The following is a 26,917-nucleotide window of genomic DNA, read 5'->3' as shown; positions in this document are numbered from 1 at the left end:
GATCGATCGACCTCCATGTCGCCGCATGGCATTCCACCCTGCCAGAATCAGTGGTAACCCTTTCATCCCGGTTTCCAAGGTCGTAACGTGTTTCGATTCCCCCTTTTCATCCTGATCACGCTGATCGTCGCCTTTGGCGGCGGGATCATGATTTCGCTGTATGCGCTGGATGCGACGCAGGGTTTCGGAGCGATCAAGCTTGGCGCCTGGGAGGCTTTTCCGGCGCTGCAGACGGTCGATGCCGATCCTTACGCCAAATCGCACCGGGCGCGTGCCGGCAAGCTGCTTTATGGCAGCGCCGAGGGGCTGACCTTCACGGCGAGCGTCGACGACGAAGGGGCGCGGCTGAATGCCGGCTGCCGCTACCGCATCAGCGGGCAGACGCCACCCGCCCGGCTGTGGACGCTCTTTACCGCCGACAATGGCGGCAATCCGGCGGCGGTGACGTCCGGGCTACCCGCGGCGCTGAATTCCTGGACGGTGCTGCGCCAGCCCGACAGCAGCTTCTCGATCGAAATTTCCGCCGTCGCCCAGCCGGGCAACTGGCTGGCCTTGCCGCAGGCCGGCACCTTCCGGCTGGTGCTGACCTTGTTCGATACGCCGACGGCCGGCAGCTCCGGCGTGATCGACCTCGCCATGCCGAAGCTCACCAAGACCGGATGCGGCAATGCTTAGGATCGTTTTCGCCATTCTGACCGGCCTTTTCGGCGCAGCGCTTCTGCATCTCGTCATCATCCTTTCGCTGCCGCATTTCACCGGCCGGGACGCGGCGACCCGCGTCGCGGCGGAAGGCGACCTCAACAATTTCTACCTGCTGAACGATAGGTATGACGAGGCGGGGCTTGCCAATGGCGATCCCTTCGTGCGAACCGCTGTCTGCTCTTTCGACGTCGAGGATGGGCCGGTGCATTTCACCGCCAGAGGCAATGTGCCCTTCTGGTCGATCGCCATCTACGACAGCGCCTCCAACGAGGTCTTCAGCATGAATGACCGGACTTCAGTCGGCGGCGCGCTCGATGTGCTGGCCGGCGGTCCGATCCAGCTGACGGACCTGCGCAAGAACCTGCCACGCGAACTGGAACAGGCGATCCTGGTGGAAATGGCGCGGCCGGACGGTTACGCGGTGCTGCGGACGCTGGCGCCGCAGGCGAGTTTCGATGAGGCGGCACGAAACTTCCTGACGGAAGCCGGCTGCGAGCAGTTCAGCGCCCGCTAAAGCGCATTGCGATCTTTCAGATTCGCTCTTCGCGCTTTAGTTCTTTGTTTTTGCGCATGTCGTTGCCGCAAAACCGCTGCGCACTTCTGCGCGACATGACTTAAGGTTGAGCGGGCGTTACTTCTTTCTGGCGCGCGGCGCGGGCGCCGGGCCATGTCTGGGGTTCTCGGCCAGCCGCTCGTAGCGGACTCCGGTAAACCAGAGGATCTTGGCTTCGCGGGGTTCCTTGTCCTGAGGACGCGGCGCCCGCGGTCGCCGATCCGCCAATGCGACTACTATTGCCATTCTCGTCTCCATGCACTGCCCGAGACGGATGAACTTGCGATGGATTTCACCCTGCCCGCCAATGTGCGGGCCGGCGCGTCCTGCGGTGCCGGCATGACCGAACCGAGGGCATTCGCGCCTTTCCCACGGCACCTGATTGAAATACCGTGATGCGGAGTTTCTACGATCCAGATACTCAAATCGCGTCGTTCCTGTCCGAATTGAGACACATGACAGTTAACAGTTTACTAATGTTCAGCGGTTGCCAAATACAGTTCCCGTGACTTCTTCTTCAACGCATGAAGCGCCGATTTGGTTTCATGCCGCCTGCGCGGGGATCCGGACACCCGCCGAAGAACAAAATTAGAGATAATTCATACAGTTGATCATGCAGCGACGACCCGCGCGCCGACAGCCGCGCAGGTGTTGCAAATATGAGGCAGCCCGACATCCGTTGCGTCGCGGCCCAGGATCGGGTCGAACCGTTTCCATCGGAGAGCGGTTTGCGGCCATCGCCGACCCGCAAATCTTTCCAGGCTCGAGCGCCAGCGACGGGCAACAGCTCCTTCCGATGATTCGCCTTTCTTGTCCGGCGACCCTGATATCACGGTGCTGCGGCGCTTGACGGCATATCAACAGCGAGAGCCTGAAGACACCGTCTGCGGCACTAGCACGCCCTGCATCGGAGCGATGATGACAGCCGCGCAGAGCTGCAGCGGGCCCCGCGCGACGACAGCAGGGCGAACTGTCGCGGCGGTCGCAACAGCGATCGAAAACCGTCGCGGCAGCCCTTCGAAAGCAGACGGATTTTTGTTGCCGGCTAACAATCAGCAACACGCCACACGTGTCTATTTCTGTTGCATTTTAATAAAATCTTCAACATCCATTAACCGTACCGGTGTAGGATTTGTTCATATCCGTGCGATCCGACAGGCGTTCCGCCAGCGCCATCGGCACCACGGTTTCCCTTGGTTCTGCGTTTTCAGGGTGTGCGTGTGCGTGACCGGTTTCGAGACCTCGAGGGCCCGTTGGCCGTCAGGAAAAAGGACGTGGTGTTAATGGCGACTGTCAGCAGTTTCGAGAGCCTGTCTCATCCGACACGATCTGAATTGCGCCAATTCGCCGAGCTTTTCACACCGCTGTTCCAGGCCTCCTCCGACGAGGCCAAGCGCCAGGCCGTCGCCGCCCTTTCCCAATGCTCGACCATGCCGGCAGCCGTGGCGCTGTTCATTGGCAATCAGCCGATCGAGATCGCAGCACCCTTTCTTGCCGCCTCCAAGGCCATCGCCGACGACACGCTGATCACCATCGCGCGCATGCAGGGCGCAGCCCATGTCAAGGCGATCGTCAGCCGCAACTCGCTGTCGCCGAAGGTCATCGACGCGCTGGTGGCGTTGCGCCAGACCCAGCCGCGGCCGGCGGCCCCCGCCGCACCGATCACAGAATCGGAGGGCGTGCCGCTATCGCCGGCCCCGGTGGAGAGCAGCGAGGCCGAAGCGCTGGCGGAACAGCGTCTCGCCAATGAAGAGGCGTTGCGCGAGCGCATTCTCGACCTTGCCGGCCATCTCGGCCGCAAGGACGATGACAGGCTCGGCTTGCGCACGCTGACCGACATTCAGGAGGCGCTGCTGGTGCGCTTTGCCCGTTCGCGCGAGGCAAGCCATTTCGCAACTGCGCTCGCCGATGCGCTTTCGGCCAGCCGCTGGCTCGCCGAACGCATCATGCTCGACCTGTCGGGCCAGCAGCTCGCCACGACGTTGACGAGCCTCGGCATGAGTTTTCTCGACGCCGTCTTCGTGCTGGAGCGGTTCTATCCGCACCTGGCCGAACAGCAGCATAATGTCACGCGCGCCTGGATGGTGCTCGATGCGCTCGATGCGGAAGAATGCCACGAAAGAGTAGAGGCCTGGCGGCGCGCCGACCGCTACACCTACAAGCCGGAGGCGGCCGTTACGCCGGCGCTCGAGGAGACGGAAAGCCCCCGCTTCGTCCGCCAGGCGCCGGTGCAGCGCGACATGCGCGTGCTCGGACGGCGGTCGCGCTGAGCGGACGAGCGGCCCAGAGCATGTCTCGCAAAAGTGTGCAGCGGTTTTGCGCTAAAGACACATGCGTAAAATCAAAGACCTAAAGTGTGACAGGCGAATCTGAAAGATCGCGACACACTTTTGATCTCAGCCGTCCCGCGCGAGCGGAATAAGATCGCCCAATTCCTCCGCCTCCAGCTCGACGATCCACAAATCGGGGTCGAAGCGGCGTTCGCGCTCCAGCATCGCCCGCACCGCTTCCGGCTCGCTACGTGCGAGGCGGATCTCGAACAGACGATCAACGGCCTCATCTTCGCCGAAGGCGGTCTGCGGAGCGGGCGCATAAAGCGTCTCCAGGCCGTCGCGAAAGTGCTGGCGGATGAAGATCGCCCCCGCCTCCTCGGCCCCCTTCTTCTCGACGGCGGCGAAATCGCCGCTGGCGAAGACCCGGCGCAGAAGGGAGGAAACGAAGATGTCGGCGCGTAATCTCATCGGCGCGGTATAGACCGGCGCGCCGGCATCGGCAATCCGCGTTCGGATCTTGGCGAATGAGTCAAACCTTGAGCGCCAGCCGCAATCCGCCCCAATGGCGGCCGCGCAGGCTGATCGGAGCGGAGATATCCTTCATCATCACGAAATTGCCGCCGCCCATGTCGCGCCGATAGGTCTGGACGAGGAAAGGCGCGGTGCTGCGGCCGGCGGCCAGGCCGACACGATCGGCGAAGATGCGGCGATTGCGGCAATTGGCGGTATTCCAAACGGCGTCGCCCGGCCGCTGCGGCTGCGAGAATTTCCGGTTATGGGTCGGCAGATAGCCGTTTTCGTCGATCGCCGCGCAGAAGGCGACGCGCTCGTCCAGGGCAAGGACCGGCTCCAGGATCGGCGGCAGCAGCCGGTCGGTAAGCTCGGTGAAGGCGGCCATCATCTGAACCGGATCGGTGCCCGGTATCGGCCGGTAACGCCGGTCGAAGAGGGCGTCGAGGCCGATCTGGCCCTCGGCGACGGCCCGTTCGAAGGCGCCCGATATCTGCCTTGCCACCGATTGCGCCTCGTCGATCCAGCGGCTGTCGGCGGTCTTCACACCGGCGCTCGCCGTCAGCTGGACCAGGGTTTCGGAGAGACCGACGACACTGTCGACCCGTTTTGCCGCCTGCTGCAGCCTGACATTCGAACCGGTCACCTCGCCGGACATCTCGCTGAGTTTTTCGACGAAACCGGCACATTGCTGGTCGACCGCTTCGGTGGTGTTGGCCATGACGGTCGAACTGTCGAGGATGCGGGTGATGACATGTTCCATGCTTTCGAAGGCGCCGCGCATCGCCTCCGACTTGTCGCGCACGCCGGCAGCGCTGTTGCGCGCATCGCCGCCGACCGCCGACAGCCGGTCGATCTTCACCCGCAATTCATCCAGCGTGTCCTGGATCGAGCCGGTCGCCTTCGAGGTCTGCAGCGAAAGCGCCCGAACCTCGGCGGCGACGACGGCGAAGCCCTTGCCGGCGTCACCGGCGCGCGCTGCCTCGATCGCGGCATTCAACGCCAGCAGGTTGGTCTGGCGGGCAATGGTGCTGATCTCGTCGGCGATCTTGTCGACATCGGCCAGCGATTTCGAAAAGCCGGCGATTTCGGCACCGATGACGTCAGAGGATTGAACCATGTGGCCGATCTCGGCGACGGAGCCGGACAGGCGGTCGGCCGATTCCTTCAGCATCTGCCGGGCGTCGGCCGCCGTGCGGTCGGTCTCGCGCAGCGACAGGGCGACCGAGCGGTTGGTTTCGGCAATCGACAGTGCGGTGCGGGTGACATGATCGAAGGCGGCGGCATGGCGGCCCGACATCGCCGCCATGTCCTGAATGGCGCCGGCAATGTCGACGAGATCGATGCCGAGCGTCGAGGCCTCCTCGGCAAGGCGCTGCAGGATGTGACGCAACGCCGTGTGATCCGGGCCTTCCGCCTCGACTGCCGGTTCTCCGGCCAGCTCGTCTATCGCCTTCAGAGCATGCATGACCGACGTTCCCCCGCCTCAATCGGCAAAGCTTCGATCAACATGGTTAATAAGTTGCAAATAGCGTCCGCATCTTAGACTTAGGTTGTAGTCTCGGGCGAGGCTTAGTAGCGCGACAGGTCTCAGATCGCGCCGATTTCCTTGAGTTTCTTTAGCACCGCCTCGTTCGGCTCACCGTTTTCGGGCAGGTTGTAGTGCTTCTGGAAATGGCGGATGGCGGCGCGGGTCTGCTCGCCGGCGACGCCGTCGACGCCGACATTGGCATAGGCCATGTTGGACAGACCCTTCTGGATCTTCAGCACGAGGTCGACAGTGGTGAGTTCGCTTGAAGGAAGCTGCTTTGCTGCCGATGGCGCCGTCTTGACCGTCTTTTCGGCGCTGCGGATCGCGGCGGCCACCGGGTCTTCCGCCGCCGCCTTCGAGCTCACATCCTCACGCGGTTTTTCCGCGGGCACGGTCGAGCGACCGGCGGCGTCGGTTTTCAGCGCGGCCAGCACCTCTGGCGTCGCTTCCCCGGTCTGCGCCATGCCGACGGTTTCCTGGAAGAAGAGGATGGCGGCGCTGGTGCGGGGGCCGATGATGCCGTCAGGAATGCCGTTATAGAGGCCGCGGCGCACCAGCTGCTGCTGGATGCCCATGACCAGCTCGCTCGGCTGCTGAGCCGGTGCGGCGGGCGCCGGCGTCGCGCTGGTGGTGGCGGCGGCATCCTCCGGCCGTTCGATCCGGAAGGTGGTGACCTCGCCTTGCTGCTCTTCGGCCGGGCGGCGGGCGCCGAGCACGTTCGAAGACTGCGGGTCGCGGGTGCGGAAAATCGGATGCGGATGCAGTCCGGGCTGATACCAGAGCGCATTGGCCGCAACGAAAGAGAAGATGACGACGAAGGCGATCGTGCCGCCGGCAACCGAGGGATTGCGACCGATGACGCCGCCGAGCGCCGATGCGCCCTGCAGCCCGAGACCACCCAGCGCAGATGCGCCCTGCAGACCGAGGCCGCCGAGAGCGGCTGCACCTGACACCACGAGGCCCGGCTGCTGCCGTCGGTTTTTTCCCTTAGGCGATTTTCGCTTGCGCGCGGCCATCGAAAAGCCCCTCTTCCAATTCTACCCCTGACTTGACCACGTCTTTCAGCCGCGGCGGAAACTCGACTGTCGCGCCCTGGCCGGCATCGTCTGCCCGCCTGGCGCCCGAACCGTCCACCGCGATCTCGATGGTGATGATCGTACCCTCGCCCGGCTGGCTGGCGATAGCGAAATTTCCGCCATGCAGCGCGACCAGTCCCTTGACCAGTGAAAGGCCGAGGCCGGTCCCTTCGAAGCGGCGGGTGTAATCGTTCTGGATCTGGACGAAGGGCTGGCCGAGCAGCGCCAGCTTGTCGGCGGCAATGCCGATGCCGGTATCGCTGACCGTCAGCTTCAGGATGCCGTCGCGGGCCGCCGCATCGATGGAGACGACGCCGCCGGCCTCGGTGAACTTCACGGCATTGCCGACGAGATTGATGAGGATCTGCTGGATGGCGCGCTGATCGGCGACGATCTCACCGAGGCCGCGCTGGATCCGGCTTGTCAGGGTGACGCCCTTGGTCTTGGCCTGCAAGGCCAGCATCGATTCGCAGGATCTGACAGAGGCCGATATGTCGAAAGCTTCGAGGATCAGCTCGTAGCGGCCGGCCTCGATCTTGCTCATGTCGAGCATGGTGTTGACGACGGAAAGCAGATGCGCGCCGGATTCGCGGACGAGGCCGACATATTCCCGCTGGCGGTCGTTTTCGAACTTGCCGAAATATTCGCCGATCAGAATATCGGAAAAACCGAGAATGGCGTTCAGCGGCGTGCGCAGCTCATGGCTGACGGCGGCGAGGAACCGCGATTTGGCATCGTTTGCCGATTCGGCGTCGGCCGCGCGGCTTTGCGCCTCGGCCCGCAGCTGCTGCTCGACGGAGACGTCGCGCAGCTGGGCGATGACGGCAGCCAGTTCGCCATCGGCATCGCGCCGGGCGGTCATATCCATTCTCAGATAAGCGAACTGGCGCTGATCGCGCGAAACCGAAGGCCGGTCGAGGCGCAGATCGACGCTTGCGGCATCCTCGCCGCGGCGCAGGCCGTCGAGCGCCTGCAGGAACAGGATGCGATCGGAGACATGCACCTGCTCCAGGAAGCCCCTGCCCTTCGGATCGCGCATCCAGGCGAGGAAATCGCGCCGGTCGCGGCCGCCGACGGTGGCGACGCTGCCGTGCGGATCGAGGAACAAGACGAGGCCGGGCGTGACGCTCAGGAAGAAGTCCTCGGCCGACTGGGTGGCGATGCCGGCCGACGAGCCCTGACGGGCGAGCGCAATGCTGCCGACGGCGGAAAAGAGGAAGGCGGCGCAGACCATGGCGACACCGGCCGGCAAGGCGACGGCCGGGCTGGTAACCGCCGAAAGGCCGACGGGCGCCGCGACGAGAGCGGCCGACGACAGCAGCACCAGGCGGCGCAGAATCGCAAGCTCGCGCTGGCGCACGGCTTCGCCGCCGCCCGTCCGGGAGAGCCAGCTTGTCGCCGCCCGGTCTACGAGCGCCGTCACCCAGCCGCCAATGTCACTCAATACTCGCACGCAATACCCGCCCGAAAAAGGCTGTTTGTCGATCCGGACAATAGGCCCCCGCGACTTAAGGAAAGGATAAGGCAAAAGCGCCGTTCACAGCCAGAAAGGGCAGAAATTCCCGTTTTGAGGCATCCGAGAGCCCCTTTGCCTTTTGTGGTTAATAGCCGGTAAGCGACGGAATTCCTTCATATTTCAGCATCGCGTTAACGCCTGTGGCAAGGCGAGCGGCCAAAAGCCCTGCAATTGCAAGGAGGTGCTGCCCTGATGCTTAACGGCAGTCGCTCGCATTCGACTTAAATGCAGCTCAAATCCGCTTCGCTAAAATTTGAATTAAATTTGCCGCAAATGCGCGCGAGTTTCGAAAAGCGGCATTCGCAACTTGTCGATAGGGTGAAAGCACACCGGACAACCGGCCTGATTCGGCGAAAAGAACCGGACGGGAAAACAGGATGGGCAACGACAATGTGGTTTCTGATCAAAGGATCCTTCTGGTTTGGCCTCGTGCTCGTGCTTCTTTCCGTCTTCAGCACGGAGGGTTCCGACAAGCTCGCCAGCGGCCCGCAATTGCAGCTTTCCGACGCCTTTACGGCGGCCAGTGGCGCCTATGACTATCTGACCGGCATGTGCTCGGAAAAGCCCGAGGTCTGCGCCAAGGGCGCGGAGACCCTGACGGCGCTCGGTTACCGGGCCCGCGAGGGCGCCCACGTCGCTTATGAGCTGCTCGACAGCCAGTTCAGCGACGAGCCGGCAACGTCGGCAAAGCTTGCCGAAACGGCAAAGCGGGCGGCACCCGCCCTGCCCTCGCTCGCCGCCCCTTCCGTCCAGGAGAAGGCGCGTGAGGCAAAGGCTGCGCTCAACCAGCCGATGCCCTACCGCCCGCCGGTCGATGATGAAACGGCTGCAGAGACGGTGGTAACCGGCGCGATCCCGCTGCCGACGCCGAAACCGGCGATCTGACAATATTGGGCAGGCGCCCGCCCGCAGCGCATTTCGAATTCTTCGTTCCTGTTGACGCAATTCCGGACAGAGACAGCTTCGCAGCCGGAATTGCCTGAGCTTGCATCGGTGGTCCGCATGACGCGGAAATGCCCCATGCCTGACGTGCCTGCCCTGTTTAATTCAGCATCTTGCTGCGCCGTGAGGATGCCCATCCCTCACGGCGTTTCTTTGACAACGCGGCGTCTTGGGCGGCATGCGCAAGCAAAAAAGCTGAAGCACGGGCAATTCTGAGCGGCTGCGACGCGCTTTACCGGTTCAAATTCGTCGGTCTTTCACCTATATGCAGTCCTAGAGCATGTCCGGAGGCAAAATTGCCGTGCATTTCGCCGGCCATGCCAATGGTGAAAGGCTTTTTATGGCATCCCTCGACCAGATCATCGACGACTTTACCTTCCTGGACGATTGGGAAGACCGCTACCGCTATGTCATCGAACTCGGCAAGGCGCTGCCTGATCTGGCTGAGGAAAAGCGCACCTCCGAGAATAAGGTGATGGGCTGCGCCAGCCAGGTGTGGCTGGTGACGCATACCTCGGGCGACCCGGACAATCCGATCATGAACTTCGAGGGCGATTCCGATGCGCATATCGTGCGCGGCCTCGTCGCCATCGTACTTGCCACCTATTCCGGCAAGCCGGCATCCGAAATCGCCGCGCTCGATGCCTTCGAAATCTTCTCGAAGATCGGCCTGGTGGAGAACCTGTCGTCGCAGCGCTCGAACGGGTTGCGTTCGATGGTGAAGAGAATCCGGGAAGAGGCGCAAGTCCGCGCCGCAGCTTGAACGTGGTTCGATTCGACCCGGATGGCGCACGGCAGTAGTATATTAACACTTACTTATAGTATAGGAATACATTCTACGCCTCTGTTCGAAGCATAAGATGCGGCGGCTGGTGATATCCCGCCTTCACCAGATCCATTTTCGATAGGCGTAAAATAGTGTGGAAGATTATTTTCCCCGCCCGAAACAGGATAATGTCAGACCTCCCCGGACTAAAGTCTGACTCCCGGCGTCAATTAATGAGTCGGCACAGAATGTCGTGCGAGGGCGGCTCGCAGATTTTGGAATCACAGTGGCGATACAGACAGAAAAGCCGGGCACAAGACCCGGCTTTTGTCGTTGATTGCTTTCGAAAAAGCTCAGCCGCGGCCGCGCTTGCGGCGCTGACCCAGGCCCATCTCCTTTGCCAGGCGCGAACGCGCTTCGGCATAGGCGGGCGCTACCATCGGGTAGTCGGTCGGCAGGTCCCACTTCTCGCGGTATTCTTCCGGCGAGAGAGAGTGGTGCGTCATCAGGTGACGCTTCAAGGACTTGAAGTTGCCGCCGCATTCCAAACACGTAATCTGCTCGTCCTGTACGGACTTGCGGACAGAGACTGCAGGCTTCTGCTTTTCGACAACGGCCGCAGCGGGCTGCGGTACGGACGTGTTGCTCAGTGCCGAATGCACGTCGGAAATCAGATTCGCCAGGTCGCTGACCGGGACAACATGGTTGCTGACATATGCCGCGACGATGTCGGCTGTCAGTTCCACAAGCAGCTCCGGCCCATTGCCGGTCGCCATATCCGTCATATTTTTTCTCCTGTTAGCATGCTCAATCGATCTTTGACTGTCACGCCAAAGACCCGCCTCGTAGAAGCGAACAGCAAAAGCACAGGAAGCAATCTTCTGTTTCGAAAAACGTGAAATCCACCCCTAGATTCCGAAGTTCGAGACCTGTTCTTATACTGCCTGACCAAAAACCACTACGTCATGCTCCAGGCGATGGCCCCAGTTTAGACATTGAAAATCGCAACTGAGGGACTTGGAAGCAGTACGATTGTAATTCACAATCAGAATTCTACTTGCATTTTCAAATACCATCGTTTGGCCGAAAGGCCAATTATTATTTGTCGTTTTTCTTGAGAAAAAATGGCCGACGAAGAATTATAGGACTTTAGGCCAAGCTTTACTCACAGCTTCCTGTGCATAAGTCAGACGTAAAACAGGTTAAGGGCGCAATAGCAACCCCTCAGCGATTGCGCATATCATCGCGGACCGAGATGGCGCCGAGATCGTGTCCCGAACGATGGGCCGCCCTGGCGAGCAAATGGGCGGAAACCGGCGCCGTCAACAGGAAGAAGACGAAACCGGCAAGGGCGCGGGCGACAACCGCCGGATCCTGCGAATAGAGGCCGGCGGCAAAGAGCAGCAGGCCGGAGCCGACGGTGCCGGCCTTCGAGGCCGAGTGCATGCGCGTATAGAGATCGGGCAGCCGGACCAGGCCGATCGCCGCCGCAAGGGCAAAGAGCGAACCGGCAATGAGCAGCAGCGCGGTGACGGCTGCGAGGAGATAAGCCATCATCCTTCCGTCCTCCCTGCCCGGCGCCTCTTTGCGCCGCCCTTTGCCGCGGACGCCGATGGCGGCGATTTGATATTGCCGCGCGACAGCACGAAACGGGCGAAGGCGACGGTTGCCAGGAAGCCGACGAGGCCGAGCGAGATGGCGATATCGATATAGAGGAAAAATCCTGTCTTGACCGCGATGACGGCGATGAAGCCGATGGCGATGCCGGTCAGCATGTCGAGGGCGAGGATGCGATCCGGCAATGTCGGGCCGGCGACGACGCGCCAGACGGTCAAAAGCAGCGCCAGGCCGAGGATGACGAGGGCGGCCGAGGAGGCGACGGCGACGATGGCAGCAGGCGTGATCACCGGAAAGCCTCCATGATCTTGCGTTCGAACCCATTGGCAATGCCGCGTCTCGCCGCCTCCGGATCGGAGCAATCGAGCGCGTGGACATAGAGCGTGCGGCGATCCGTCGAGACATCGACGGAAAGCGTGCCGGGTGTCAGGGTGATGAGATTGGCAAGCAGGGTGATCTCGAAATCGCTCGTCACCGTCAGCGGAAAGGCGAAGATGCCGGGCTTCAGCTTCATATCCGGCGAGAGAACGGTGAGCGTGACCTTCCAGGCCGACAGCGACAGCTCCTTGAGGAAGAGGCCCATGAGCGACAGCACCAGGCGGGTGCGACGCAGATATCCCCCGCCGCCGAAGGGTTCCCGGATGACGGCCAGCGCCAGCGCCGCCAGCAGGAAGCCGAAGACGAGATTGTGCAGCGAGGCGCTGCCGGTGACAGTGACCCAGGCGATGGCGAGCAGCAGGTTGAAGAGGAAGGCAATCACCGCTGACCTCCTTCCGGGAAGACCGAATGGAGATAGGCTTGCGGATCGGCAAGACCGGCGGCGGCCGCTTGCGACAGCGCCAGCAGCCGTTCCGGCAGGATGCCGAAGCCGATGGTGAGCACGGTCAGTGCGGCGATCGGCAGAACGGTGCGCCAGGACGGCCGCGACGGCGCGAGCGTCATCGGCGCGGGACGCCAATAGGCAAGGAGGAAGAGGCGGCCGAAGGCGACCGTCGTCAGGAAACCGCCGGCGAGGATTGCCGCCGCCAGCCACCAGGCACCGCTATCGAGCGAGGCCTTGACGAGCATGACCTTCGGCCAGAAGCCGGAAAAGGGCGGCAGCCCACAGGCGGCAAGGAAGAGCACGAGCGACAGCGCGGCGAAGCCGCCGCTTTGCCGATAGAGCCCGCCGAGATCCGACAGGCAAAAGCCGCCGCCGCGCCGGGCGATCTCGCCGGCAGCAAGATAAAGCGCCGTCATCAGCACCATGGAATGGAGCGCGTAGAAGACCGCGCCGCCGATGCCGCCGGCATTGCCGAGCGCGACGCCGGCAAGCATGTTGCCGATGCCCGAAATGACGACATGGCCGAACATTCTGCGGACATCGTTTTCGGCCAGCGCGCCGAGCGCGCCGACGAGAATGGTCGCGGCGGCCGCAAGCGCGATCAACAGGCTGAGTTCGGCGCGTTCGGCCGGCAGCAGCATGACCATCACCCGGACCAGTGCGTAGATGCCGACCTTGGTCAGCAGGCCGGCAAACAGCGCCGAGACGGTGATGCGCGGCGTATGATAGGCGGCGGGCAGCCAGAAATTGACCGGGAAGGCGGCCGCCTTCATCGCGAAGGCGAGCAGGAAGAGGCTTGCCAGCGACATCAATGGCGCCGTGCCGCCGATGTCGCGGGCCTTCCCGGCGATATCGGCCATGTTGAGCGTGCCGAAGATGGCATAGAGAATGCCGACGCCGACCAGAAACAAGGTGGTGGCGATCAGATTGAGCACCGCATATTTCAGCGCGCCGTCGATCTGCTGCCGTTCCGAGCCGAGGATGATCAGCCCGAAGGAGGAGATCAGCAGCACTTCGAACCAGACATAGAGATTGAAGACGTCGCCGGTGAGAAAGGCGCCGGTGACACCGGCCATCAGCAGCATGAGCAGCGGAAAGAAACCGTATCGGCGGCCACTTTCGCCGATATCGGCGAGCGCATAGATGCCGCCGGCGAGCCCGGCAAGGGCTGCGGTGAAGGCCATCAGCGCACCGAAGAGATCGACGGTGAAGGCGATGCCGAAGGGGGGCAGCCAGCGCCCCATGACCATGGTGAGCGGCCCTTCGGCCGCGACCTTGGCAAGCAGCGCCGCATCCATCAGCGCCAGGCCCGCGAGGCCCGAAATGGCCAGCCAGGCCTGCAGGCGGGGATAGGCGCGCACCATCAGCAGGACGGCGCCGAGCGTGATGCAATGGGCGACCGGCAGGATGGCGGGCCAATGGCCGAGGGGCACCGGGGCGGTGACCAGGGCGGCGGCGAGATCGACGGTGGCGGTAGGAGCGGCCATCAGGCGTGGCCTCCGGGAAGGTCGGGGGCGGCTTTCCTCTTCTCCCCAGCGGCGAGAAGGTGCCCGTCAGGGCGGATGAGGGGGGCGAGGAGCAGTCGCGACGAGCGCTCGAAGCGCAAGCGAAGAGCAATGGTTTCAGCGTGGTGAAGGATAGCGTCTGCCGTGCCGCCCCCCTCATCCGCCCCTTCGGGCCACCTTCTCCCCGCTGGGGAGAAGGGAATGCCGGGCGCCCCCAGCCGATCTCCCCCCTTGTGGGGGAGATGCCCGGCAGGGCAGAGGGGGGTGAACATCCGCACCGACATTCGCATCAATACCCCAAGGGCGGCAGCGGCCGGTCGTCGGGTTCGGCGGCGCGCATTTCGCTGGTGTCGTCGGTACCGAGATCCTGATAGGCGCGGTAGGTCAGCACCAGCAGGAAGGCGAGAAAGGAAAAGGAGATGACGATTGCCGTCAGGATCAGCGCCTGCGGCAGCGGGTTGGCGGTGCCGGCGGGCAAGGCGTCGAGACCCGCCGGGATGATCGGCGGCACCGCCCGTGTCAGCCGGCCACCGGTAAAGATGAGCAGGTTGACCGCATTGCCGAGGATGGCGATGCCGAGCATGATTCGGATCGAGTACCTCGACAGCATCAGATAGATGGCGGCGGCAAAGAACAGGCCGACGAGGATCGCAAGAAGCGGCTCCATCACCCCATCTCCTTTTCTTCCAAGGCCAGCGCTATCGAGGTGATGGCGCCGAGCACGACGAGATAAACGCCGAGATCGAAGAGCATGACGCTCGACAGCGGCACCTCGAGGCCGAGAAGCTTCGGGTAGATCCAGAGGCCGGTCATGAAGGGAACGCCGACGAGGATGGAGAGAAGACCGGCCGCGGTCGACAGGAAGAGGCCGCAGCCGGCAATCGACAACGGGTGGAAGAACAGGGCGCGGCGAACGGCGGCGACGCCGCGGGCAATGCCGAAGATCGCCAGCCCGGAGGCGGCGATCAGCCCGCCGATGAAGCCGCCGCCCGGCTCGTTATGGCCACGCAGCAGCACGAAGACGGAAAAAAGCAGCATCAGCGCGGTCAGGAACGGGGCGACGGTGCGGAAGATCAGGGTGTTCACGTGATCACTCCCCTGCTCCGACCGCATCCGGATCATTGGCGGCAAGCTTGCGCTCGCTGCCGGCGCGGATGCGGATCAGCGCCAGGATGGCAAGGCCGGTCACCGCGACGACGGCGATTTCGCCGAGCGTATCGGTGCCGCGGAAATCGACGATGATGACGTTGACGACATTGGCGCCGTGGGCGATCGTCTTGGAATAGGCGTTGAAGAATGCCGTCAGCGCGTCGTTGAACGGTGCCTGCGTCGCCCGCAGCAGCAACAGCGAAAAACCAAGACCGCAGACAAGCGCCAGCGCGCCGTGGAAAAGCCGACGGCCGGGCGGGCGCCGATCGTCGGGAGAGAGCCGAAGCCTGGTCATGACGAGGGCAAGGATGACCACCGAAAGCGTCTCGACCATGAATTGGGTGAAGGACAGGTCCGGCGCGCCGAACAGCAGGAAGATGACGGCGACGGCAAAGCCCTGGATGCCGAGCGAAACGATCGCCGTCAGCCGGTCGTGAGCAACGAGCACGGCGGCGAGGCCGAAGGCGGCGATCAGGAAGACCGCCCATTCATGCAGCCTGACATCGGCCGGCCAGGCGGGAAGATGCGGCAATTCGCCATAAAGAATCGGCGGAATGATGAGGATGGCGGCGAGGCAGAGGAAGGTGCAGGCGACATAGATCTCCAGCCGCCCCGGCTGGACAAAGCGGATGAGGCGGCCGGCGAAACGGACAAGGCCCGACATGGCAAGGTCGAAACCATGGTCGGGGCCACGCCCGGCGGCGCGCAGAAAAACCGCCATCCAGAATCGCGCCCGATCGAGCTGCCAGTAGACGCCGATGCCGAGCAGCGCGGTCAGCAGCGAAAGGGCCAAGGGCAGGCCGAGATGCGGCGCCAGCGAAATGGCGATTTCGACCGGGTCGCCGCGAATAGCGGCCGCGATCGGCGAGGACAGAGCGGCATGGGTGAACGTCGCAAACACCGCCGACAGCAGGCCGAGGACGGCGAGGACGGCGGGGCCGAGCCAGAGCAGGATCGGCGCCTCATGTGCGATCTTCGGCGTCTGCGCCGGCCGGCCGTGGAAGGGTTTCAGCGCCACGGCGAAGGCGACGGCAAACATCAGCGCGTTGCCGAAGACGGTGATCGCCGTGAAGGTGATGGCGCGGATGTCGCCGCCGGCGAGCGCCGCATAGATCTCCTCCTTGGCGAGAAAGCCGAAGAAGGGCGGCAGGCCGGCCATCGAGAAGGCCGCGGCAAGGGCGATGAGCCATGTCAGCGGCATCGCCCGCCCGAGGCCGCCGAGCCGGGTGATATCGCGCGTGCCGGTCTCGTGATCGATGATGCCGGCGACCATGAAGAGCGCACCCTTGAACAGCGAATGCGCTACCAGATAGAGCGCCGCCGCCTCGACCGCATGGTCGGAGCCGAAGCCGATCAGCATGACGAGCAGGCCGAGGGAGGAGACGGTCGTATAAGCGAGCTTGAGCTTCAGGTCGGTCTGGCGGATGGCAAGCGCCGTGCCGACCACCAGGGTCAGTCCGCCGAAGAAGGGCAGAAGGATTTCCCAGGCGGGCGTTTCGCCCATGACCGGGTTGAGCCGCATCAGCAGATAGACGCCGGCTTTCACCATAGTGGCCGAGTGCAGGTAGGCCGAAACCGGCGTCGGCGCCTCCATGGCGTTCGGCAGCCAGAAATGAAAGGGAAATTGCGCCGACTTGGTGAAGGCGCCGCCCAGCACCAGAATGAGGGCTGCGAGATAGAGCGGGCTTTCGCGCAGGAGATCGCCCGCTCCGATCAGCTGCGACATCTGCGTGACGCCGGACATGTTCCAGAGGACGAGCAGGCCCGCGAGCAGGCAGAGCCCTCCCCCGCCGGTGACGACCAGCGCCTGCAGAGCGGCGCGACGGGCCGCCTCGCGCTCGTGATCGAAGCCGATCAGCAGGAAGGAGGTAATCGACGTCAGTTCCCAGAAGATGAAGAACATCAGGAAGCTGTCGGATACTACGATGCCGAGCATCGCCCCCATGAAGAGAAAGATGAAGGAGAAGAAGCGGCCCTGGTCCCCATGTCCCCTCAGATAGGCGCCGGCATAGAGCACGATCAGCGTGCCGATGCCGGTGATCAGCAGCGCGAAAGCCAGCGACAGCCCGTCGAGGAACCAGGAAAAGGAGAGGTTGTAGCTCGGCACCCAGGCATAACCACCAGTGATGGTCTGACCGCGCGCGATTTGCGGCAGCAAGCGCAGAAAATGCAGGAAGGCGAACAGCGGAGCAGCCGCCAGCAGCCAGGCGCCGTTTGCACCGAGGATGCGGATGACGAGGGGAGCGGCAAGAGCGCCGGCAAGCGGCAGACACAGGGCCAGAAATGTCAGAGCCGTGACATCGGCCATGTCTCCTCCTCTACCGGCCAGACGGAACGCCGATGCAAATCGGCTCGTCTTCTGACTTAGGCGAAACGGGAAGGCGCCTCAAGCGATTTCGGTCGCCGGCCAATGCCGCGCGGAAAGTTCGAGGCGCTCAGGCGGCCGAGCGGGAAAGACGGGTCAGCAGCCGCATGACGCAACCGTGCAGGACGAAAACGACCAGCGTCAGCGGCCACAGCAGGCACGCGATGAGGCCGGCGAGACGATGGAGCGTCAAGCCATCATGATTGGTCCAGCCTTCCAGCATCGTGACCGCCACGGCGGCCGCGGTCACGAGACCGTAGAGCAGGACGATTGCCGCTTCAAACACCAATGTTTCCTCAATGCACGTAACATTAACCCTAACGGAAAACCCTTAATAGATGTAAAAGCAAGCGCCTTCCCTGAATCGCCGTATGCCGCGATTGTGGCGGCATGGCGCCGGAGGCTTGATGAAGCAAGGACGGCGCACCACATTTCTTGCAAAACGGAACCGCCCTCGGCGAAAGGAGCACGTGATGTCCGAAACGGCAACGACCGCCAAGATCGAGAAAACCGATGCCGAATGGAAAGAGCAGCTGACGCCCGAGCAATACCGCATCACGCGCCAGCACGGCACCGAGCGCGCCTTCACCGGCCCCTACTGGGATTCCTTCGAGACAGGGCTATACCGCTGCGTCGGCTGCAATGCGCCGCTCTTCCGCTCCGACACGAAATTCGATGCCGGCTGCGGTTGGCCGAGCTATTTCGAGGCCGTCTCGCCCGATGCGGTGACGGAACATCGCGACACGACATACGGCATGGTGCGCACCGAAATCCGCTGCGGCACCTGCGACGCCCATCTCGGCCACGTCTTCCCCGACGGCCCGCCTCCCACCGGCCTGCGCTACTGCATCAACGGCCACGCCATGGTGTTCGAGCCGGGGGAATAGGCTACGTCGATCCTTCGATTCGCGCGCCGGGCAAGCAAGGGAAGCACGTCGTCGGTTCGCTACGAATGGCCGACGATCACCCTCCCAGGCCGGCAAGACGCGCCAAAATTTTCCTACACCTATTGAATCGGAAACCGCGGAAAACCAACTAATTTGGCGCCGGGCCGAGTGCCCTTATAGCAGCAGCTCGGAGGCCGGTTGACGCAGATTGCTCGTCCAACATCGCGGTAGGGAAGGAGAGAATGATGAGACCCGATGTGTTCAAACAGCCTGTCACAATTTTTGTCGGCCTTGGATTTCCTGCGGAGGTCCGAACGGTCATGGAGGCATACCGGCATCTCGACGAATGGCCGGCCATGCTGAGGGATGCAGCTCATTCGGTTGCGCTCAAGGCCTGTGCTGCCGCCCTTCGAGGAGAAATCGAAGCAGAGACGGCACGAGGCCTCTTCCTTGCGTTTGCTGAGAAGCATGATCTGCTGGCGCCGGAGAAGACGGCGGTCACGTCGGCTCGCGTAGCGCAACGGGGATCTGCGCGTGCGTCAAGCGCGGACTTGGAGAGTTGACTGGCCGTTCCCGCGGCTCGCAGTTGGTGAAGGGCGAGCGGCTGCCGGATGGCGGCCGCCGCCGCGCTTCTTTCGATCAGCTCCTGATGGCGATGCGCTTGACCTGTGACTGAGCCTTTTCTGTTTTTGGCAAGCTTACGGTCAGAACACCATTCTTGAAGGTGGCTTCGACCTGGTCTTCCTTGACCTCGAAACCGAGCGGGATGCGTCGCTCGAAGCGGCCGTAGTAGCGCTCCGAGAACTGCTTCTCCTTGTCTTCCATCTCCGAACGCTTTTCACCCTTCAGTGTCAGAACACCGTCATCGAGCAGGACTTCGATGTCCTTTTCCTCAAGGCCGGGGACTTCGGCGGTCACCTTGATTGCCTTGTCGGTATCGGAGATTTCGACACTTGGCCAGCCGGCACCAAAGCCGCTGGCGCCGCGCAATGACGGCAGACCGGAGCCGAAGCCACGGAAAACATCGTCGAACAGCCGGTTGACCTCACGATGGAGCGACAGGAACGGGTCGCGGTCATCGTCGCGAAGGAGACTTGGAACCTGGTTGCCGTTGTTGCGACCCCAGGGAATCAAATCACGGACACTCATGGTTTCAATCCTTTCTGGTGATTCTTGTCTGGTGGTTCTTGGGACATGCGTTTGGCGCCAGGCCGATCCTGGCGCCTATTCGCCTGCCGGCGAAGCTCAGGCCGCGTGCTTTCCAGCCTCGATCTGTTTCGGCTGCGCCTTCGACCTGGGCTGACCCGTTTCGATTCCGATCTGGCGTGGCTTCATCTCTTCAGGAATTTCGCGTTTGAGAGCGATGGTCAGCAGACCGTCAACGAGCCCGGCATCCACGACCTTCACGTGGTCAGCGAGTTCGAAACGACGCTGGAACCGTCCGGCAATGCCGCGATGCAGGTATTGAACATCGTCGCCGTTGGCCTTCTGCCCCAAGACGATGAGCATGTTCTGCTCTTGAGTGATGGCCAGTTCCTCCGGCGTGAAGCCCGCCACCGCCATCGCTATGCGGTAGTCGTCCTCGCCGGTCTTGATGATGTCGTAAGGCGGCCAGTTGTCGATTGTCTCGGCACGGCTCGCGGTCTCGAGCGCGTTCAACATCCGCTCGAAGCCGATGCTCGAACGAAACAGGGGAGCGAAATCGAGGTTTGTTCTCATAGCCATATCCTCCTAACAAGCAACATGGATACAAGGAGACGCCCAGAACGACCGGCGTCTCCTGGACTTGTGTCGAACCCTGTTCAGCGGTCGACAATAATTATGTAATTCAGCACCTTACCAGTTCAAGAGGATGGAACTTCTCAACGCGAAAATTTGAATTTTTCGAAGGCGCCGCCATATCTGGGCGAGGTTGAGCGAGGAGCTATAGCTATGACTATGACTTCAGAAGATGTCGTTGCCGTCCTAGGGCCCGCCGACAAGATGCTCGTGGCCGAGGTCATTGCGACCGGTGCGACGCAGCCCGAACTTGCCGAGGCATTCGCATGGGCCAACAACGACGAGGCTTTGCTGGGTGAAGGCCGGCATCTGCCGACAGGCAGGGTTGCTGTGCTTGTCGATCTGCTGAGGGCGGATGAAGAGGAAGAGGATTAGGAAAGGCGGAAATTCGCCCTTCGGAAGCCCTCCGTCGTCAGGCCGTGATCAGCACCTGAACGTTGCCCAGTCGATTAATCACATCGACCACGACCTGGCGTCCCGACCGACGGATGGCGACGTCGGCCGAGCCGTTGCCGATCAGCAGGCCCCGCAAGATCACCTCGTCGAGGAAAGAGGGAAGTTGCGGCACATTGAAACTGATTTGCAGGCCCTGCGGATCGAAACCGAGGCCAAGGCAGGATTGCAGCAGCGACAGAGGTGCTGCTGCCGCCCAGGCTTGAGGCGAGCACGCGACCGGATAAGAGGTCGGCCCACGTGCGCGCTGACGCGTCAGACCACAGAGGAGCTCCGGAAGCCGCCGCAGGTCGATATAGGTGGCGGCGGCAAACAGCCCTTCGAAAATCTGCGCGGCCTCGGCGCGATAGCCGTAGCGGGCGAGGCCACTGGCTATCAATGCATTGTCATGGGGCCAGATCGAGCCATTATGGTAGCTCATGGGATTGTAACGCGCTTCGGTAGAGGGAATGGTGCGGATGCCCCAGCCACAGAAGGACGAAGCGCTCATCAGGGTGCGGGTCACATCACCGACCCGTTCAGGATAAGCAATACCGGTGTACAGAGCATGGCCGGCATTGGAGGATCGGACCCGGCAGGGCCGTTTATCACCATCGAGAGCCAACACATAGGTGCCAAGGTCATCATCGAAAAAGCTGATGTCAAAGGCGCGGCGCAGTCCCTCCGCCCGCGCGAGAAAGCTGGCGGCGCGTTCCGGCTTGTGCGTCCGCCGGAAGATTTCGGCGGCACTTTGCCAGGCGCCATAGACATAGGCCTGGACTTCGGCAATAGCGATCGGGCCCCTGGCCAATGTGCCGTCGGCATGGAAGACCGAGTCGTGGCTATCCTTCCACGCCTGATTGATCAGTCCTTCTTGCGTCAGCCGTCCATATTCGACGAAGCCGTCGCCATCGCGATCCCCATGTTCGTCAATCCACGTCAGCGCCGCTTCCAGGTTCGGCAGGAGACGCTCGAGGGTCGCGACATCACCGGTTCGCTGGAGATAGGCGCCAGCCAGCATCACGAAGAGCGGCGTCGAGTCGATGCTGCCGTAGTAACGCCTGAATGGAACCTCGCCGAGTTCAGCCATTTCGCCGCAGCGCACTTCGTGCAGGATCTTGCCCGGCTCGGCGTCTGAGGCAGGATCAATACTCGTCGCCTGGTTGGCTGCCAGGTGACCGAGAACCCCGCGCGCGATCTCCGGATCAATCCAAAGTGTCTGAAGCGCCGTGATCAGGGCGTCGCGGCCGAAGACGGTGCTGAACCAAGGAATACCGGCATAAGGGTATGGACCTTCCGGCTTGTCAGTGATCAGCATGTATAGGTCGGAGGCGCTGCGCCGCGTGACTTCGTTGAAGATCTCGTTAGAGGTTGTAATCGACGCCGCGCGCGAGGCAGAGGCGCGCAACGCACGCCGCGCATCCCGCAAGGCCAGGAAGAAGGAAAGGCGGCTCAGTCGGTCGGCGGAGGTCTCGTCGCAGCCGATCTGAATGAACAGCGATTTGGTCTCGTGCGGCTCTAGGAGGAGATCGAAGGTGACAAGATCGCTGCGAATCTCGGACGGTTCCGGCATGAAGCAAAGTCGTGTCGACCGCTTGCGATCGTCCAGCCCAATATAGGAAAGCAGGATCCAATCCTGTTCCACGACTGCGGGAAGATGGCGCCCTCGCCTTGCCCTTGCGGTTCCGCGGACCTCGAAAAGATCGGCGAAATCGGCGCTAAACGCTATCTGGATTCGAACATGTTGCCGACGGTCGTCATAGTTCCTCACGGCCAGGCGTTCATAACAACAGGCATCCCAGAGAAAGCGGGACCGGCGCAGATGAATGAGGTCATGGCCGAGAACCAGCTTTCCCTTGGCATCGAACTGATCCGGATTGGTGAGATCGCAGGTCAGCGTGGCGTTGTCGTCCCGCAGCGTCGACGACAGGAGCATCGGCCGCTGTCCGTTGATCGTTAGATAGAGATGCGAGAGATAACGAGTATCCCGGTAGAACAAACCTTCCGGACTGCCGGGACCGGAAAGAGCATCGCCATTGTGATCGAAGAGGGCGAAACTGTCGCCGTGCTTCAGGGTGCGCGGCCGGCGCTCCTGCAGCGACGCTGCCGCCGGAATGAAGAACTGAGCGACCGGCGCTACCAAGCCCGGCGATCCTGTGGCGGGGCTGCTGTCCACAGATACGTTCGACATGTCTCCTCCCTAACGTCAGGCGACAGCCTGGAGGTCAAGCGCCTCACCGTTCGACCGGCGGATCGGCGCGGCTTTGGTACGCACGCCCGGCAAGTTCCGATAGATGTCGAGATAGTCGCAGGCCATCCGTTTCGCGGTGAAGCGCCTTTCGAATGCGGCCCGCACCCTGCGCCGATCAAGCCGGAGCGCCCATTCGACATTTTCCACCGCTTCGGTGACGCTGTCGACCAGGATTCCGGAGATGCCGTTGTCAACCACCTCGGGAACCGAGCCACAGCCGAAGGCGATCACCGGCGTGCCGCAGGCCATGGCCTCGATCATCACCAGCCCGAACGGCTCCGGCCAATCGATCGGGAAGAGCAGAGCGCCTGCATTTCCGAGAAAGTCGGCCTTTTGATGCTCGTCGATCTCGCCGATGAATTCCACATGCGGATGTCTCCTTACCATTGGCTCGATCACGGTGTCCCAATAGGCCTTGTCGGCATTATCGATCTTGGCGGCGATTTTCAGGGGCATTCCAACCTTTGCCGCAATCTGGATTGCGCGGTCGGGGCGTTTTTCCGGAGAGATCCGCCCAAGGAAGGCAAGATAGTTTCCCTTCGGGTTCCCGGTGAAAGGAAGAAGGTCGGCAGGCAGACCGTGATAGACCGTTCCGCGCCAGTCGACCGGCGGCATCGGGCGGCGCTGATCATTGGAGATCGACACCAGCGGAATGTTTGGAAACGCCTTGTAGAACGGCTTGAGATCCGGCAGGTCGAGTCGCCCGTGCAGTGTGGTGATCGTTCTGTCGGCGAACTCGCGGATCAGCGGGAAGTGCAACAGATCGATGTGGAAATGCAGCACGTCGAACTCATGCGCCCGCTGGCGGATCTCCTCCAGCATCACGACCTGATGTGGCAGATGTTCCTTGACCGCAGGATTGAGCCGCAGCGCGACGTCCGCACACGACACGAGTCGGGCTCGGGTGACGGAATCGCCACTGGCAAAGAGCGTGACCTCGTGTCCCTGTGCCACAAGTTCTTCGGTAAGATAGGAAACGATCCGCTCGGTTCCCCCATAGAGCTTTGGCGGAACGCTCTCGGCAAGCGGTGCAATCTGAGCGATCTTCATCGGCAAAACCTCCTCAGCTGAGCAAAGAGTCGACGGCAAAAATCATGGCTGCGTGCTTAAGAAGCACGCGGCAGGTCAGATAGGGAGTCAGCATTCTAACAACTGGCGGCGCGACCCTCCTCTCGAATAGCTGCAAAAGCCAAAGCTGGGGAAGCTGCGTGCCGGCAGTCTTCGGCGGCGGATCCTCCGGGCACCGGACGAAGCGGATGAACCTTGCTCCCCGGGCTGCCGATCATCCTTGTCCAGGGTCTTCAGCGCTTCGAGAATCTCGTCATAGGAAACGGCTCTTTCCGCCCCGGGATAAAGCCGGAGGGCGGGCACGGATTCGATCGCGAAGATATCGGACGCCCATGAAGCGAGAATGGCCCGCTTTTCGTCGTTGCTGATGTGATCGGCGGCGAGCACGTCACGCGGGTGACTGAAATGGTTCGCCGGATGAAGCAGATGCGCCGCGCTGATCGCCGCCGTGGCATTCTGCTCGATGGAATTGCTGAGGCTTTCCTTTCTCATAGCTTGGCTCCATTGTGTCGACCGATGGAACTTGTTTCATATTTCATCCAATAGCGCATGGAACGGCCCGCCCCGAGGGCGGAGCGGGCCAGCGATCGCTGTTAGAAGTCCATACCTGCACCGGCGGGCATGGCCGGAGCAGCCTCCTTCTTGGGCTTCTCGGCGATCATGGCTTCTGTCGTCACCAGCAGGCCGGCAACGGAAGCTGCGTCCTGAAGCGCGGTGCGAACGACCTTGGCCGGATCGATGACGCCCTGCGCGTAGAGATCGCCGTATTCGCCCGTCTGGGCGTTCCAGCCGTAGGAGAATTCGTTCTTCTCCCGCAGCTTGCCGACGATGATCGAGCCTTCCGCTCCGGCATTCTCCGCGATCTGGCGAACCGGTGCCTCGATTGCCCGGCGAACGATGTCGACGCCGACGCGCTGGTCGTCATTGGCAGTCTTGATAGTGTCGAGCGCCTTGACCGCGCGCAGCAGCGCCACGCCGCCGCCCGGCAGAATGCCTTCCTCGACTGCCGCACGGGTTGCGTGAAGCGCGTCGTCGACGCGGTCCTTCTTTTCCTTCACTTCGACTTCCGTCGAGCCGCCGACGCGGATGACGGCAACGCCGCCGGCGAGCTTGGCAAGACGTTCCTGCAGCTTCTCGCGGTCGTAGTCGGAGGTGGTTTCTTCGATCTGGGCGCGGATCTGAGCAGTGCGCCCGTCGAGTTCCGCCTTCGAGCCGGCACCATCGATGATCGTGGTATTTTCCTTCTCGATCGCCACCTTTTTCGCCCGCCCGAGCATGTTGAGCGTCACATTTTCAAGCTTGATGCCGAGGTCTTCGGAGATCACGGTGCCGCCCGTCAGGATGGCGATGTCTTCGAGCATGGCCTTGCGGCGGTCGCCGAAGCCAGGAGCCTTGACGGCAGCGATCTTCAGGCCGCCGCGCAGCTTGTTGACGACGAGCGTTGCAAGGGCTTCGCCTTCGACGTCTTCAGCGATGATGAGGAGCGGCTTGCCGGTCTGGACGACAGCCTCGAGGATCGGGAGCATCGACTGCAGGTTCGAGAGCTTCTTCTCATGGATCAGGATATAGGGATCTTCGAGCTCGACCCGCATCTTGTCCTGGTTGGTGACGAAGTAGGGGCTCAAATAGCCGCGGTCGAACTGCATGCCTTCGACGACTTCGAGTTCGGTTTCGGCGGTCTTGGCTTCTTCAACCGTGATGACGCCTTCGTTGCCGACCTTTTCCATGGCTTCGGCGAGGTAGCGGCCGATCTCGGAATCGCCGTTGGCTGAAATGGTACCTACCTGAGCAATTTCGGAATTGTTGGAAATCTTGCGGGCGTTGGCCTTCAACTCCCCGACGACGGCGTCGACGGCAAGATCAATGCCGCGCTTCAGATCCATCGGGTTCATGCCAGAGGCAACCGCCTTGGCACCTTCCTTGACGATTGCCTGGGCAAGCACGGTCGCCGTCGTCGTGCCGTCCCCGGCGAGATCGTTCGTCTTGGATGCCACTTCACGCAGCATCTGGGCGCCCATGTTCTCGAACTTGTCTTCGAGTTCGATTTCCTTGGCGACCGAAACGCCGTCCTTGGTGATGCGCGGCGCGCCAAAGGACTTGTCGATCACGACGTTGCGGCCCTTGGGACCGAGCGTTACTTTCACCGCATTGGCCAGCACATCGACCCCACGCAGCATGCGTTCACGGGCATCGCTATGAAATTTGACTTCTTTCGCAGCCATTCTGTCACTCCTTCAATAGGCAGCTTTTTTTGACTAATGCGTGGAAATCGCCTCAGGCGGCGATCTTTTCGGCGGCCCGGGCCTCGATGATGCCCATGACATCGCTTTCCTTCATGATCAGCAGGTCTTCGCCATTGATCTTGATCTCTGTGCCGGACCACTTGCCGAACAGGATACGATCGCCGACCTTGACGTCGAGCGCCTGGACCTGGCCGGCATCATCGCGCGCGCCCGGGCCGACAGCGATGACCTCGCCTTCCTGCGGCTTTTCCTTGGCGGTGTCTGGGATGATGATGCCGCCCTTGGTCTTTTCTTCGGAATCGACGCGGCGGACGAGAATGCGGTCATGAAGCGGTCGGAACGACATGTTTTCCTCCAATGGACAAACAATAACGATGTTCCCCTGCCCGGACCGGATGACCAGTCCGAGCGGGTGCAAAACCTCGATCGAGCGTTCTGCGCGCAATGATCTGGTTTTGCGGTTTTTCCATTTCAAGAGGGCGCCATAAAAAAATTAGCACTCGCTCCAAGCGGCTGCTAACATTCTGTAAAGGAACAATAAACAGGGTGGACGCGTTCCGAAATCCGTTGATGGCCGCAAAATTTTGCGCCACCTTTCGAGCGTCACGAAACGGAGATGAAGCATGCAATTTTCATCGGATCTGGAACGCCAGTTGAACGGCTATGGACTGACCACTGCGCATATCCTCTATCGCATTCCTGATTTTGAATCCGTGCTGCAAACCTATGTCTGGCAGGATTACGATCTTGCTCCGGACTTTCCGGAGATGCACAAGTTTCTCCAATTCTGGCAGTCCACGCTCGACGGGCCGCTACACTCCGTTCGCTACACCCACCAGCGGCTGATCGGACCTAACGAGTGGCGCCGCGTCATGGGCGAGTTCAAACTCCACTGAGTCGAACGCACCCTTCCTAAGGCAGCGCTGCGT

At 62.1% G+C, this 26,917-nt stretch carries 30 protein-coding genes; 9 read left to right on the top strand and 21 right to left on the bottom strand.

The window, feature by feature from the left end:
• The first annotated feature begins 87 nt into the window (after positions 1-87).
• Both AMC88_RS06665 and AMC88_RS06660 read left to right on the top strand, forming a co-directional pair.
• Entirely contained in the window at positions 88-675 is a 588-nt protein-coding gene (locus AMC88_RS06665; RefSeq protein WP_010014566.1) for a DUF1214 domain-containing protein, read from the top strand.
• Positions 668-1,216, top strand: coding sequence for a DUF1254 domain-containing protein (locus tag AMC88_RS06660; RefSeq protein WP_010008419.1), 549 nt, complete (start codon positions 668-670; stop codon positions 1,214-1,216). Before AMC88_RS06665 ends, AMC88_RS06660 begins: the two co-directional genes overlap by 8 nt.
• A 117-nt stretch (positions 1,217-1,333) precedes the next feature.
• On the opposite strand, the gene AMC88_RS33530 is transcribed toward AMC88_RS06660, so the two are convergent.
• Positions 1,334-1,501, bottom strand: a complete 168-nt coding sequence (locus tag AMC88_RS33530) for a hypothetical protein (protein ID WP_016734364.1) — start codon at positions 1,499-1,501, stop codon at positions 1,334-1,336.
• 974 nt (positions 1,502-2,475) lie between these two features.
• On the opposite strand from AMC88_RS33530, the gene AMC88_RS06650 reads away from it, so the two are divergent.
• Complete coding sequence (locus AMC88_RS06650; RefSeq protein WP_170960089.1) at positions 2,476-3,525, top strand: DUF2336 domain-containing protein; 1,050 nt, start codon at positions 2,476-2,478, stop codon at positions 3,523-3,525.
• Positions 3,526-3,651: 126 nt separating this feature from the next.
• On the opposite strand, the gene AMC88_RS06645 is transcribed toward AMC88_RS06650, so the two are convergent.
• The 4 genes from AMC88_RS06645 to AMC88_RS06630 form a co-directional block, all read right to left on the bottom strand.
• Entirely contained in the window at positions 3,652-3,996 is a 345-nt protein-coding gene (locus AMC88_RS06645) for a DUF1491 family protein (protein WP_064821670.1), read from the bottom strand.
• Between the two features lie 61 nt (positions 3,997-4,057).
• Positions 4,058-5,506 carry a methyl-accepting chemotaxis protein gene (locus AMC88_RS06640; RefSeq protein WP_012483178.1) on the bottom strand — a complete coding sequence of 483 codons (1,449 nt, stop codon included), beginning with the start codon at positions 5,504-5,506 and terminating at the stop codon, positions 4,058-4,060.
• 122 nt (positions 5,507-5,628) lie between these two features.
• Positions 5,629-6,585 (bottom strand): peptidoglycan-binding domain-containing protein, encoded by a 957-nt coding sequence (locus tag AMC88_RS06635; RefSeq protein ID WP_010024724.1) that lies wholly within the window; start codon positions 6,583-6,585, stop codon positions 5,629-5,631.
• The gene (locus AMC88_RS06630) at positions 6,557-8,098 is read right to left on the bottom strand and encodes a sensor histidine kinase (RefSeq protein ID WP_012483177.1); all 1,542 of its coding nucleotides are present in this window, start codon (positions 8,096-8,098) and stop codon (positions 6,557-6,559) included. The genes AMC88_RS06635 and AMC88_RS06630 overlap by 29 nt, the downstream gene beginning before the upstream one ends.
• Positions 8,099-8,551: 453 nt before the next feature.
• Here AMC88_RS06630 and AMC88_RS06625 point away from each other — a divergent pair, with 453 nt between their 5' ends.
• On the top strand, positions 8,552-9,046 hold the full coding sequence (locus AMC88_RS06625; RefSeq protein WP_012483176.1) for a DUF5330 domain-containing protein: 495 nt from the start codon (positions 8,552-8,554) through the stop codon (positions 9,044-9,046).
• 397 nt (positions 9,047-9,443) lie between these two features.
• The gene (locus AMC88_RS06620; RefSeq protein WP_029531563.1) at positions 9,444-9,866 is read left to right on the top strand and encodes a SufE family protein; all 423 of its coding nucleotides are present in this window, start codon (positions 9,444-9,446) and stop codon (positions 9,864-9,866) included.
• 356 nt (positions 9,867-10,222) lie between these two features.
• Here the strand turns inward: AMC88_RS06620 and AMC88_RS06615 are convergent, their stop codons facing one another.
• From AMC88_RS06615 to AMC88_RS06570, 9 genes are all read right to left on the bottom strand, one after another.
• On the bottom strand, positions 10,223-10,654 hold the full coding sequence (locus AMC88_RS06615) for a Ros/MucR family transcriptional regulator (RefSeq protein ID WP_010060045.1): 432 nt from the start codon (positions 10,652-10,654) through the stop codon (positions 10,223-10,225).
• Between the two features lie 439 nt (positions 10,655-11,093).
• Positions 11,094-11,426, bottom strand: a complete 333-nt coding sequence (gene mnhG / locus AMC88_RS06610; protein WP_041683577.1) for a monovalent cation/H(+) antiporter subunit G — start codon at positions 11,424-11,426, stop codon at positions 11,094-11,096.
• Entirely contained in the window at positions 11,423-11,776 is a 354-nt protein-coding gene (locus AMC88_RS06605) for a cation:proton antiporter (protein WP_012483173.1), read from the bottom strand. Before AMC88_RS06605 ends, mnhG begins: the two co-directional genes overlap by 4 nt.
• Positions 11,773-12,246 (bottom strand): Na+/H+ antiporter subunit E, encoded by a 474-nt coding sequence (locus tag AMC88_RS06600; RefSeq protein WP_012483172.1) that lies wholly within the window; start codon positions 12,244-12,246, stop codon positions 11,773-11,775. The genes AMC88_RS06605 and AMC88_RS06600 overlap by 4 nt, the downstream gene beginning before the upstream one ends.
• Positions 12,243-13,796 carry a Na+/H+ antiporter subunit D gene (locus AMC88_RS06595; protein ID WP_012483171.1) on the bottom strand — a complete coding sequence of 518 codons (1,554 nt, stop codon included), beginning with the start codon at positions 13,794-13,796 and terminating at the stop codon, positions 12,243-12,245. The genes AMC88_RS06600 and AMC88_RS06595 overlap by 4 nt, the downstream gene beginning before the upstream one ends.
• 307 nt (positions 13,797-14,103) lie before the next feature.
• Positions 14,104-14,481, bottom strand: coding sequence for a Na+/H+ antiporter subunit C (locus AMC88_RS06585; RefSeq protein ID WP_016734373.1), 378 nt, complete (start codon positions 14,479-14,481; stop codon positions 14,104-14,106).
• Positions 14,481-14,900: a Na(+)/H(+) antiporter subunit B gene (locus tag AMC88_RS06580; protein ID WP_016734374.1), complete on the bottom strand. Its 420-nt coding sequence runs from the start codon at positions 14,898-14,900 to the stop codon at positions 14,481-14,483. Before AMC88_RS06580 ends, AMC88_RS06585 begins: the two co-directional genes overlap by 1 nt.
• Before the next feature lie 4 nt (positions 14,901-14,904).
• Positions 14,905-17,271: a putative monovalent cation/H+ antiporter subunit A gene (locus tag AMC88_RS06575; RefSeq protein WP_064829919.1), complete on the bottom strand. Its 2,367-nt coding sequence runs from the start codon at positions 17,269-17,271 to the stop codon at positions 14,905-14,907.
• Positions 17,272-17,398: 127 nt separating this feature from the next.
• Positions 17,399-17,614 (bottom strand): hypothetical protein, encoded by a 216-nt coding sequence (locus AMC88_RS06570; protein ID WP_012483168.1) that lies wholly within the window; start codon positions 17,612-17,614, stop codon positions 17,399-17,401.
• Between the two features lie 187 nt (positions 17,615-17,801).
• On the opposite strand from AMC88_RS06570, the gene msrB reads away from it, so the two are divergent.
• Complete coding sequence (gene msrB / locus AMC88_RS06565; RefSeq protein ID WP_012483167.1) at positions 17,802-18,215, top strand: peptide-methionine (R)-S-oxide reductase MsrB; 414 nt, start codon at positions 17,802-17,804, stop codon at positions 18,213-18,215.
• A 245-nt stretch (positions 18,216-18,460) separates the two neighbouring features.
• Positions 18,461-18,778, top strand: coding sequence for a DUF982 domain-containing protein (locus tag AMC88_RS06560; RefSeq protein ID WP_037113560.1), 318 nt, complete (start codon positions 18,461-18,463; stop codon positions 18,776-18,778).
• 76 nt (positions 18,779-18,854) lie between these two features.
• Here AMC88_RS06560 and AMC88_RS06555 read toward each other — a convergent pair whose 3' ends face one another.
• Both AMC88_RS06555 and AMC88_RS06550 read right to left on the bottom strand, forming a co-directional pair.
• Positions 18,855-19,364 carry an Hsp20/alpha crystallin family protein gene (locus AMC88_RS06555; protein ID WP_004672973.1) on the bottom strand — a complete coding sequence of 170 codons (510 nt, stop codon included), beginning with the start codon at positions 19,362-19,364 and terminating at the stop codon, positions 18,855-18,857.
• A 96-nt stretch (positions 19,365-19,460) separates the two neighbouring features.
• Positions 19,461-19,934 carry an Hsp20 family protein gene (locus tag AMC88_RS06550; RefSeq protein WP_064825010.1) on the bottom strand — a complete coding sequence of 158 codons (474 nt, stop codon included), beginning with the start codon at positions 19,932-19,934 and terminating at the stop codon, positions 19,461-19,463.
• Between the two features lie 213 nt (positions 19,935-20,147).
• On the opposite strand from AMC88_RS06550, the gene AMC88_RS06545 reads away from it, so the two are divergent.
• Entirely contained in the window at positions 20,148-20,369 is a 222-nt protein-coding gene (locus AMC88_RS06545) for a hypothetical protein (protein WP_004672969.1), read from the top strand.
• 37 nt (positions 20,370-20,406) lie between these two features.
• On the opposite strand, the gene AMC88_RS06540 is transcribed toward AMC88_RS06545, so the two are convergent.
• The 5 genes from AMC88_RS06540 to groES all read right to left on the bottom strand — a co-directional run bounded on the left by AMC88_RS06540 (position 20,407) and on the right by groES (position 26,334).
• Positions 20,407-22,617, bottom strand: a complete 2,211-nt coding sequence (locus AMC88_RS06540) for an amylo-alpha-1,6-glucosidase (RefSeq protein ID WP_064825009.1) — start codon at positions 22,615-22,617, stop codon at positions 20,407-20,409.
• 15 nt (positions 22,618-22,632) lie between these two features.
• Entirely contained in the window at positions 22,633-23,727 is a 1,095-nt protein-coding gene (locus tag AMC88_RS06535; RefSeq protein ID WP_064825008.1) for a glycosyltransferase family 4 protein, read from the bottom strand.
• A gap of 87 nt (positions 23,728-23,814) precedes the next feature.
• On the bottom strand, positions 23,815-24,237 hold the full coding sequence (locus AMC88_RS06530) for a hypothetical protein (protein ID WP_016734381.1): 423 nt from the start codon (positions 24,235-24,237) through the stop codon (positions 23,815-23,817).
• A 101-nt stretch (positions 24,238-24,338) separates the two neighbouring features.
• Positions 24,339-25,967 (bottom strand): chaperonin GroEL, encoded by a 1,629-nt coding sequence (gene groL / locus AMC88_RS06525; protein ID WP_064825007.1) that lies wholly within the window; start codon positions 25,965-25,967, stop codon positions 24,339-24,341.
• A 52-nt stretch (positions 25,968-26,019) separates the two neighbouring features.
• Complete coding sequence (gene groES / locus AMC88_RS06520) at positions 26,020-26,334, bottom strand: co-chaperone GroES (RefSeq protein WP_004674972.1); 315 nt, start codon at positions 26,332-26,334, stop codon at positions 26,020-26,022.
• A 277-nt stretch (positions 26,335-26,611) separates the two neighbouring features.
• On the opposite strand from groES, the gene AMC88_RS06515 reads away from it, so the two are divergent.
• The gene (locus tag AMC88_RS06515) at positions 26,612-26,884 is read left to right on the top strand and encodes an usg protein (protein ID WP_010007958.1); all 273 of its coding nucleotides are present in this window, start codon (positions 26,612-26,614) and stop codon (positions 26,882-26,884) included.
• Positions 26,885-26,917 lie beyond the last annotated feature (33 nt).

This window comes from Rhizobium phaseoli (assembly GCF_001664385.1).
GTDB lineage: Bacteria > Pseudomonadota > Alphaproteobacteria > Rhizobiales > Rhizobiaceae > Rhizobium > Rhizobium phaseoli.
Note: the sequence above shows the minus strand (reverse complement) of the source record. Positions and strands in the feature narration are given on the sequence as shown.

What these genes read in the sequence shown, in the direction of transcription:
- AMC88_RS06660 (WP_010008419.1), top strand. Translation starts at nt 668, where the DNA reads ATGCTTAGGATCGTTTTCGCCATTCTGACCGGCCTTTTCGGCGCAGCG.
- AMC88_RS33530 (WP_016734364.1), bottom strand. Translation starts at nt 1,501, where the DNA reads ATGGCAATAGTAGTCGCATTGGCGGATCGGCGACCGCGGGCGCCGCGT.
- AMC88_RS06645 (WP_064821670.1), bottom strand. Translation starts at nt 3,996, where the DNA reads ATGAGATTACGCGCCGACATCTTCGTTTCCTCCCTTCTGCGCCGGGTC.
- AMC88_RS06640 (WP_012483178.1), bottom strand. Translation starts at nt 5,506, where the DNA reads ATGCATGCTCTGAAGGCGATAGACGAGCTGGCCGGAGAACCGGCAGTC.
- AMC88_RS06635 (WP_010024724.1), bottom strand. Translation starts at nt 6,585, where the DNA reads ATGGCCGCGCGCAAGCGAAAATCGCCTAAGGGAAAAAACCGACGGCAG.
- AMC88_RS06625 (WP_012483176.1), top strand. Translation starts at nt 8,552, where the DNA reads ATGTGGTTTCTGATCAAAGGATCCTTCTGGTTTGGCCTCGTGCTCGTG.
- AMC88_RS06620 (WP_029531563.1), top strand. Translation starts at nt 9,444, where the DNA reads ATGGCATCCCTCGACCAGATCATCGACGACTTTACCTTCCTGGACGAT.
- AMC88_RS06615 (WP_010060045.1), bottom strand. Translation starts at nt 10,654, where the DNA reads ATGACGGATATGGCGACCGGCAATGGGCCGGAGCTGCTTGTGGAACTG.
- mnhG (WP_041683577.1), bottom strand. Translation starts at nt 11,426, where the DNA reads ATGATGGCTTATCTCCTCGCAGCCGTCACCGCGCTGCTGCTCATTGCC.
- AMC88_RS06595 (WP_012483171.1), bottom strand. Translation starts at nt 13,796, where the DNA reads ATGGCCGCTCCTACCGCCACCGTCGATCTCGCCGCCGCCCTGGTCACC.
- AMC88_RS06585 (WP_016734373.1), bottom strand. Translation starts at nt 14,481, where the DNA reads ATGGAGCCGCTTCTTGCGATCCTCGTCGGCCTGTTCTTTGCCGCCGCC.
- AMC88_RS06575 (WP_064829919.1), bottom strand. Translation starts at nt 17,271, where the DNA reads ATGGCCGATGTCACGGCTCTGACATTTCTGGCCCTGTGTCTGCCGCTT.
- msrB (WP_012483167.1), top strand. Translation starts at nt 17,802, where the DNA reads ATGTCCGAAACGGCAACGACCGCCAAGATCGAGAAAACCGATGCCGAA.
- AMC88_RS06560 (WP_037113560.1), top strand. Translation starts at nt 18,461, where the DNA reads ATGAGACCCGATGTGTTCAAACAGCCTGTCACAATTTTTGTCGGCCTT.
- AMC88_RS06555 (WP_004672973.1), bottom strand. Translation starts at nt 19,364, where the DNA reads ATGAGTGTCCGTGATTTGATTCCCTGGGGTCGCAACAACGGCAACCAG.
- AMC88_RS06550 (WP_064825010.1), bottom strand. Translation starts at nt 19,934, where the DNA reads ATGAGAACAAACCTCGATTTCGCTCCCCTGTTTCGTTCGAGCATCGGC.
- AMC88_RS06545 (WP_004672969.1), top strand. Translation starts at nt 20,148, where the DNA reads ATGACTATGACTTCAGAAGATGTCGTTGCCGTCCTAGGGCCCGCCGAC.
- AMC88_RS06540 (WP_064825009.1), bottom strand. Translation starts at nt 22,617, where the DNA reads ATGTCGAACGTATCTGTGGACAGCAGCCCCGCCACAGGATCGCCGGGC.
- AMC88_RS06535 (WP_064825008.1), bottom strand. Translation starts at nt 23,727, where the DNA reads ATGAAGATCGCTCAGATTGCACCGCTTGCCGAGAGCGTTCCGCCAAAG.
- AMC88_RS06530 (WP_016734381.1), bottom strand. Translation starts at nt 24,237, where the DNA reads ATGAGAAAGGAAAGCCTCAGCAATTCCATCGAGCAGAATGCCACGGCG.
- groL (WP_064825007.1), bottom strand. Translation starts at nt 25,967, where the DNA reads ATGGCTGCGAAAGAAGTCAAATTTCATAGCGATGCCCGTGAACGCATG.
- groES (WP_004674972.1), bottom strand. Translation starts at nt 26,334, where the DNA reads ATGTCGTTCCGACCGCTTCATGACCGCATTCTCGTCCGCCGCGTCGAT.
- AMC88_RS06515 (WP_010007958.1), top strand. Translation starts at nt 26,612, where the DNA reads ATGCAATTTTCATCGGATCTGGAACGCCAGTTGAACGGCTATGGACTG.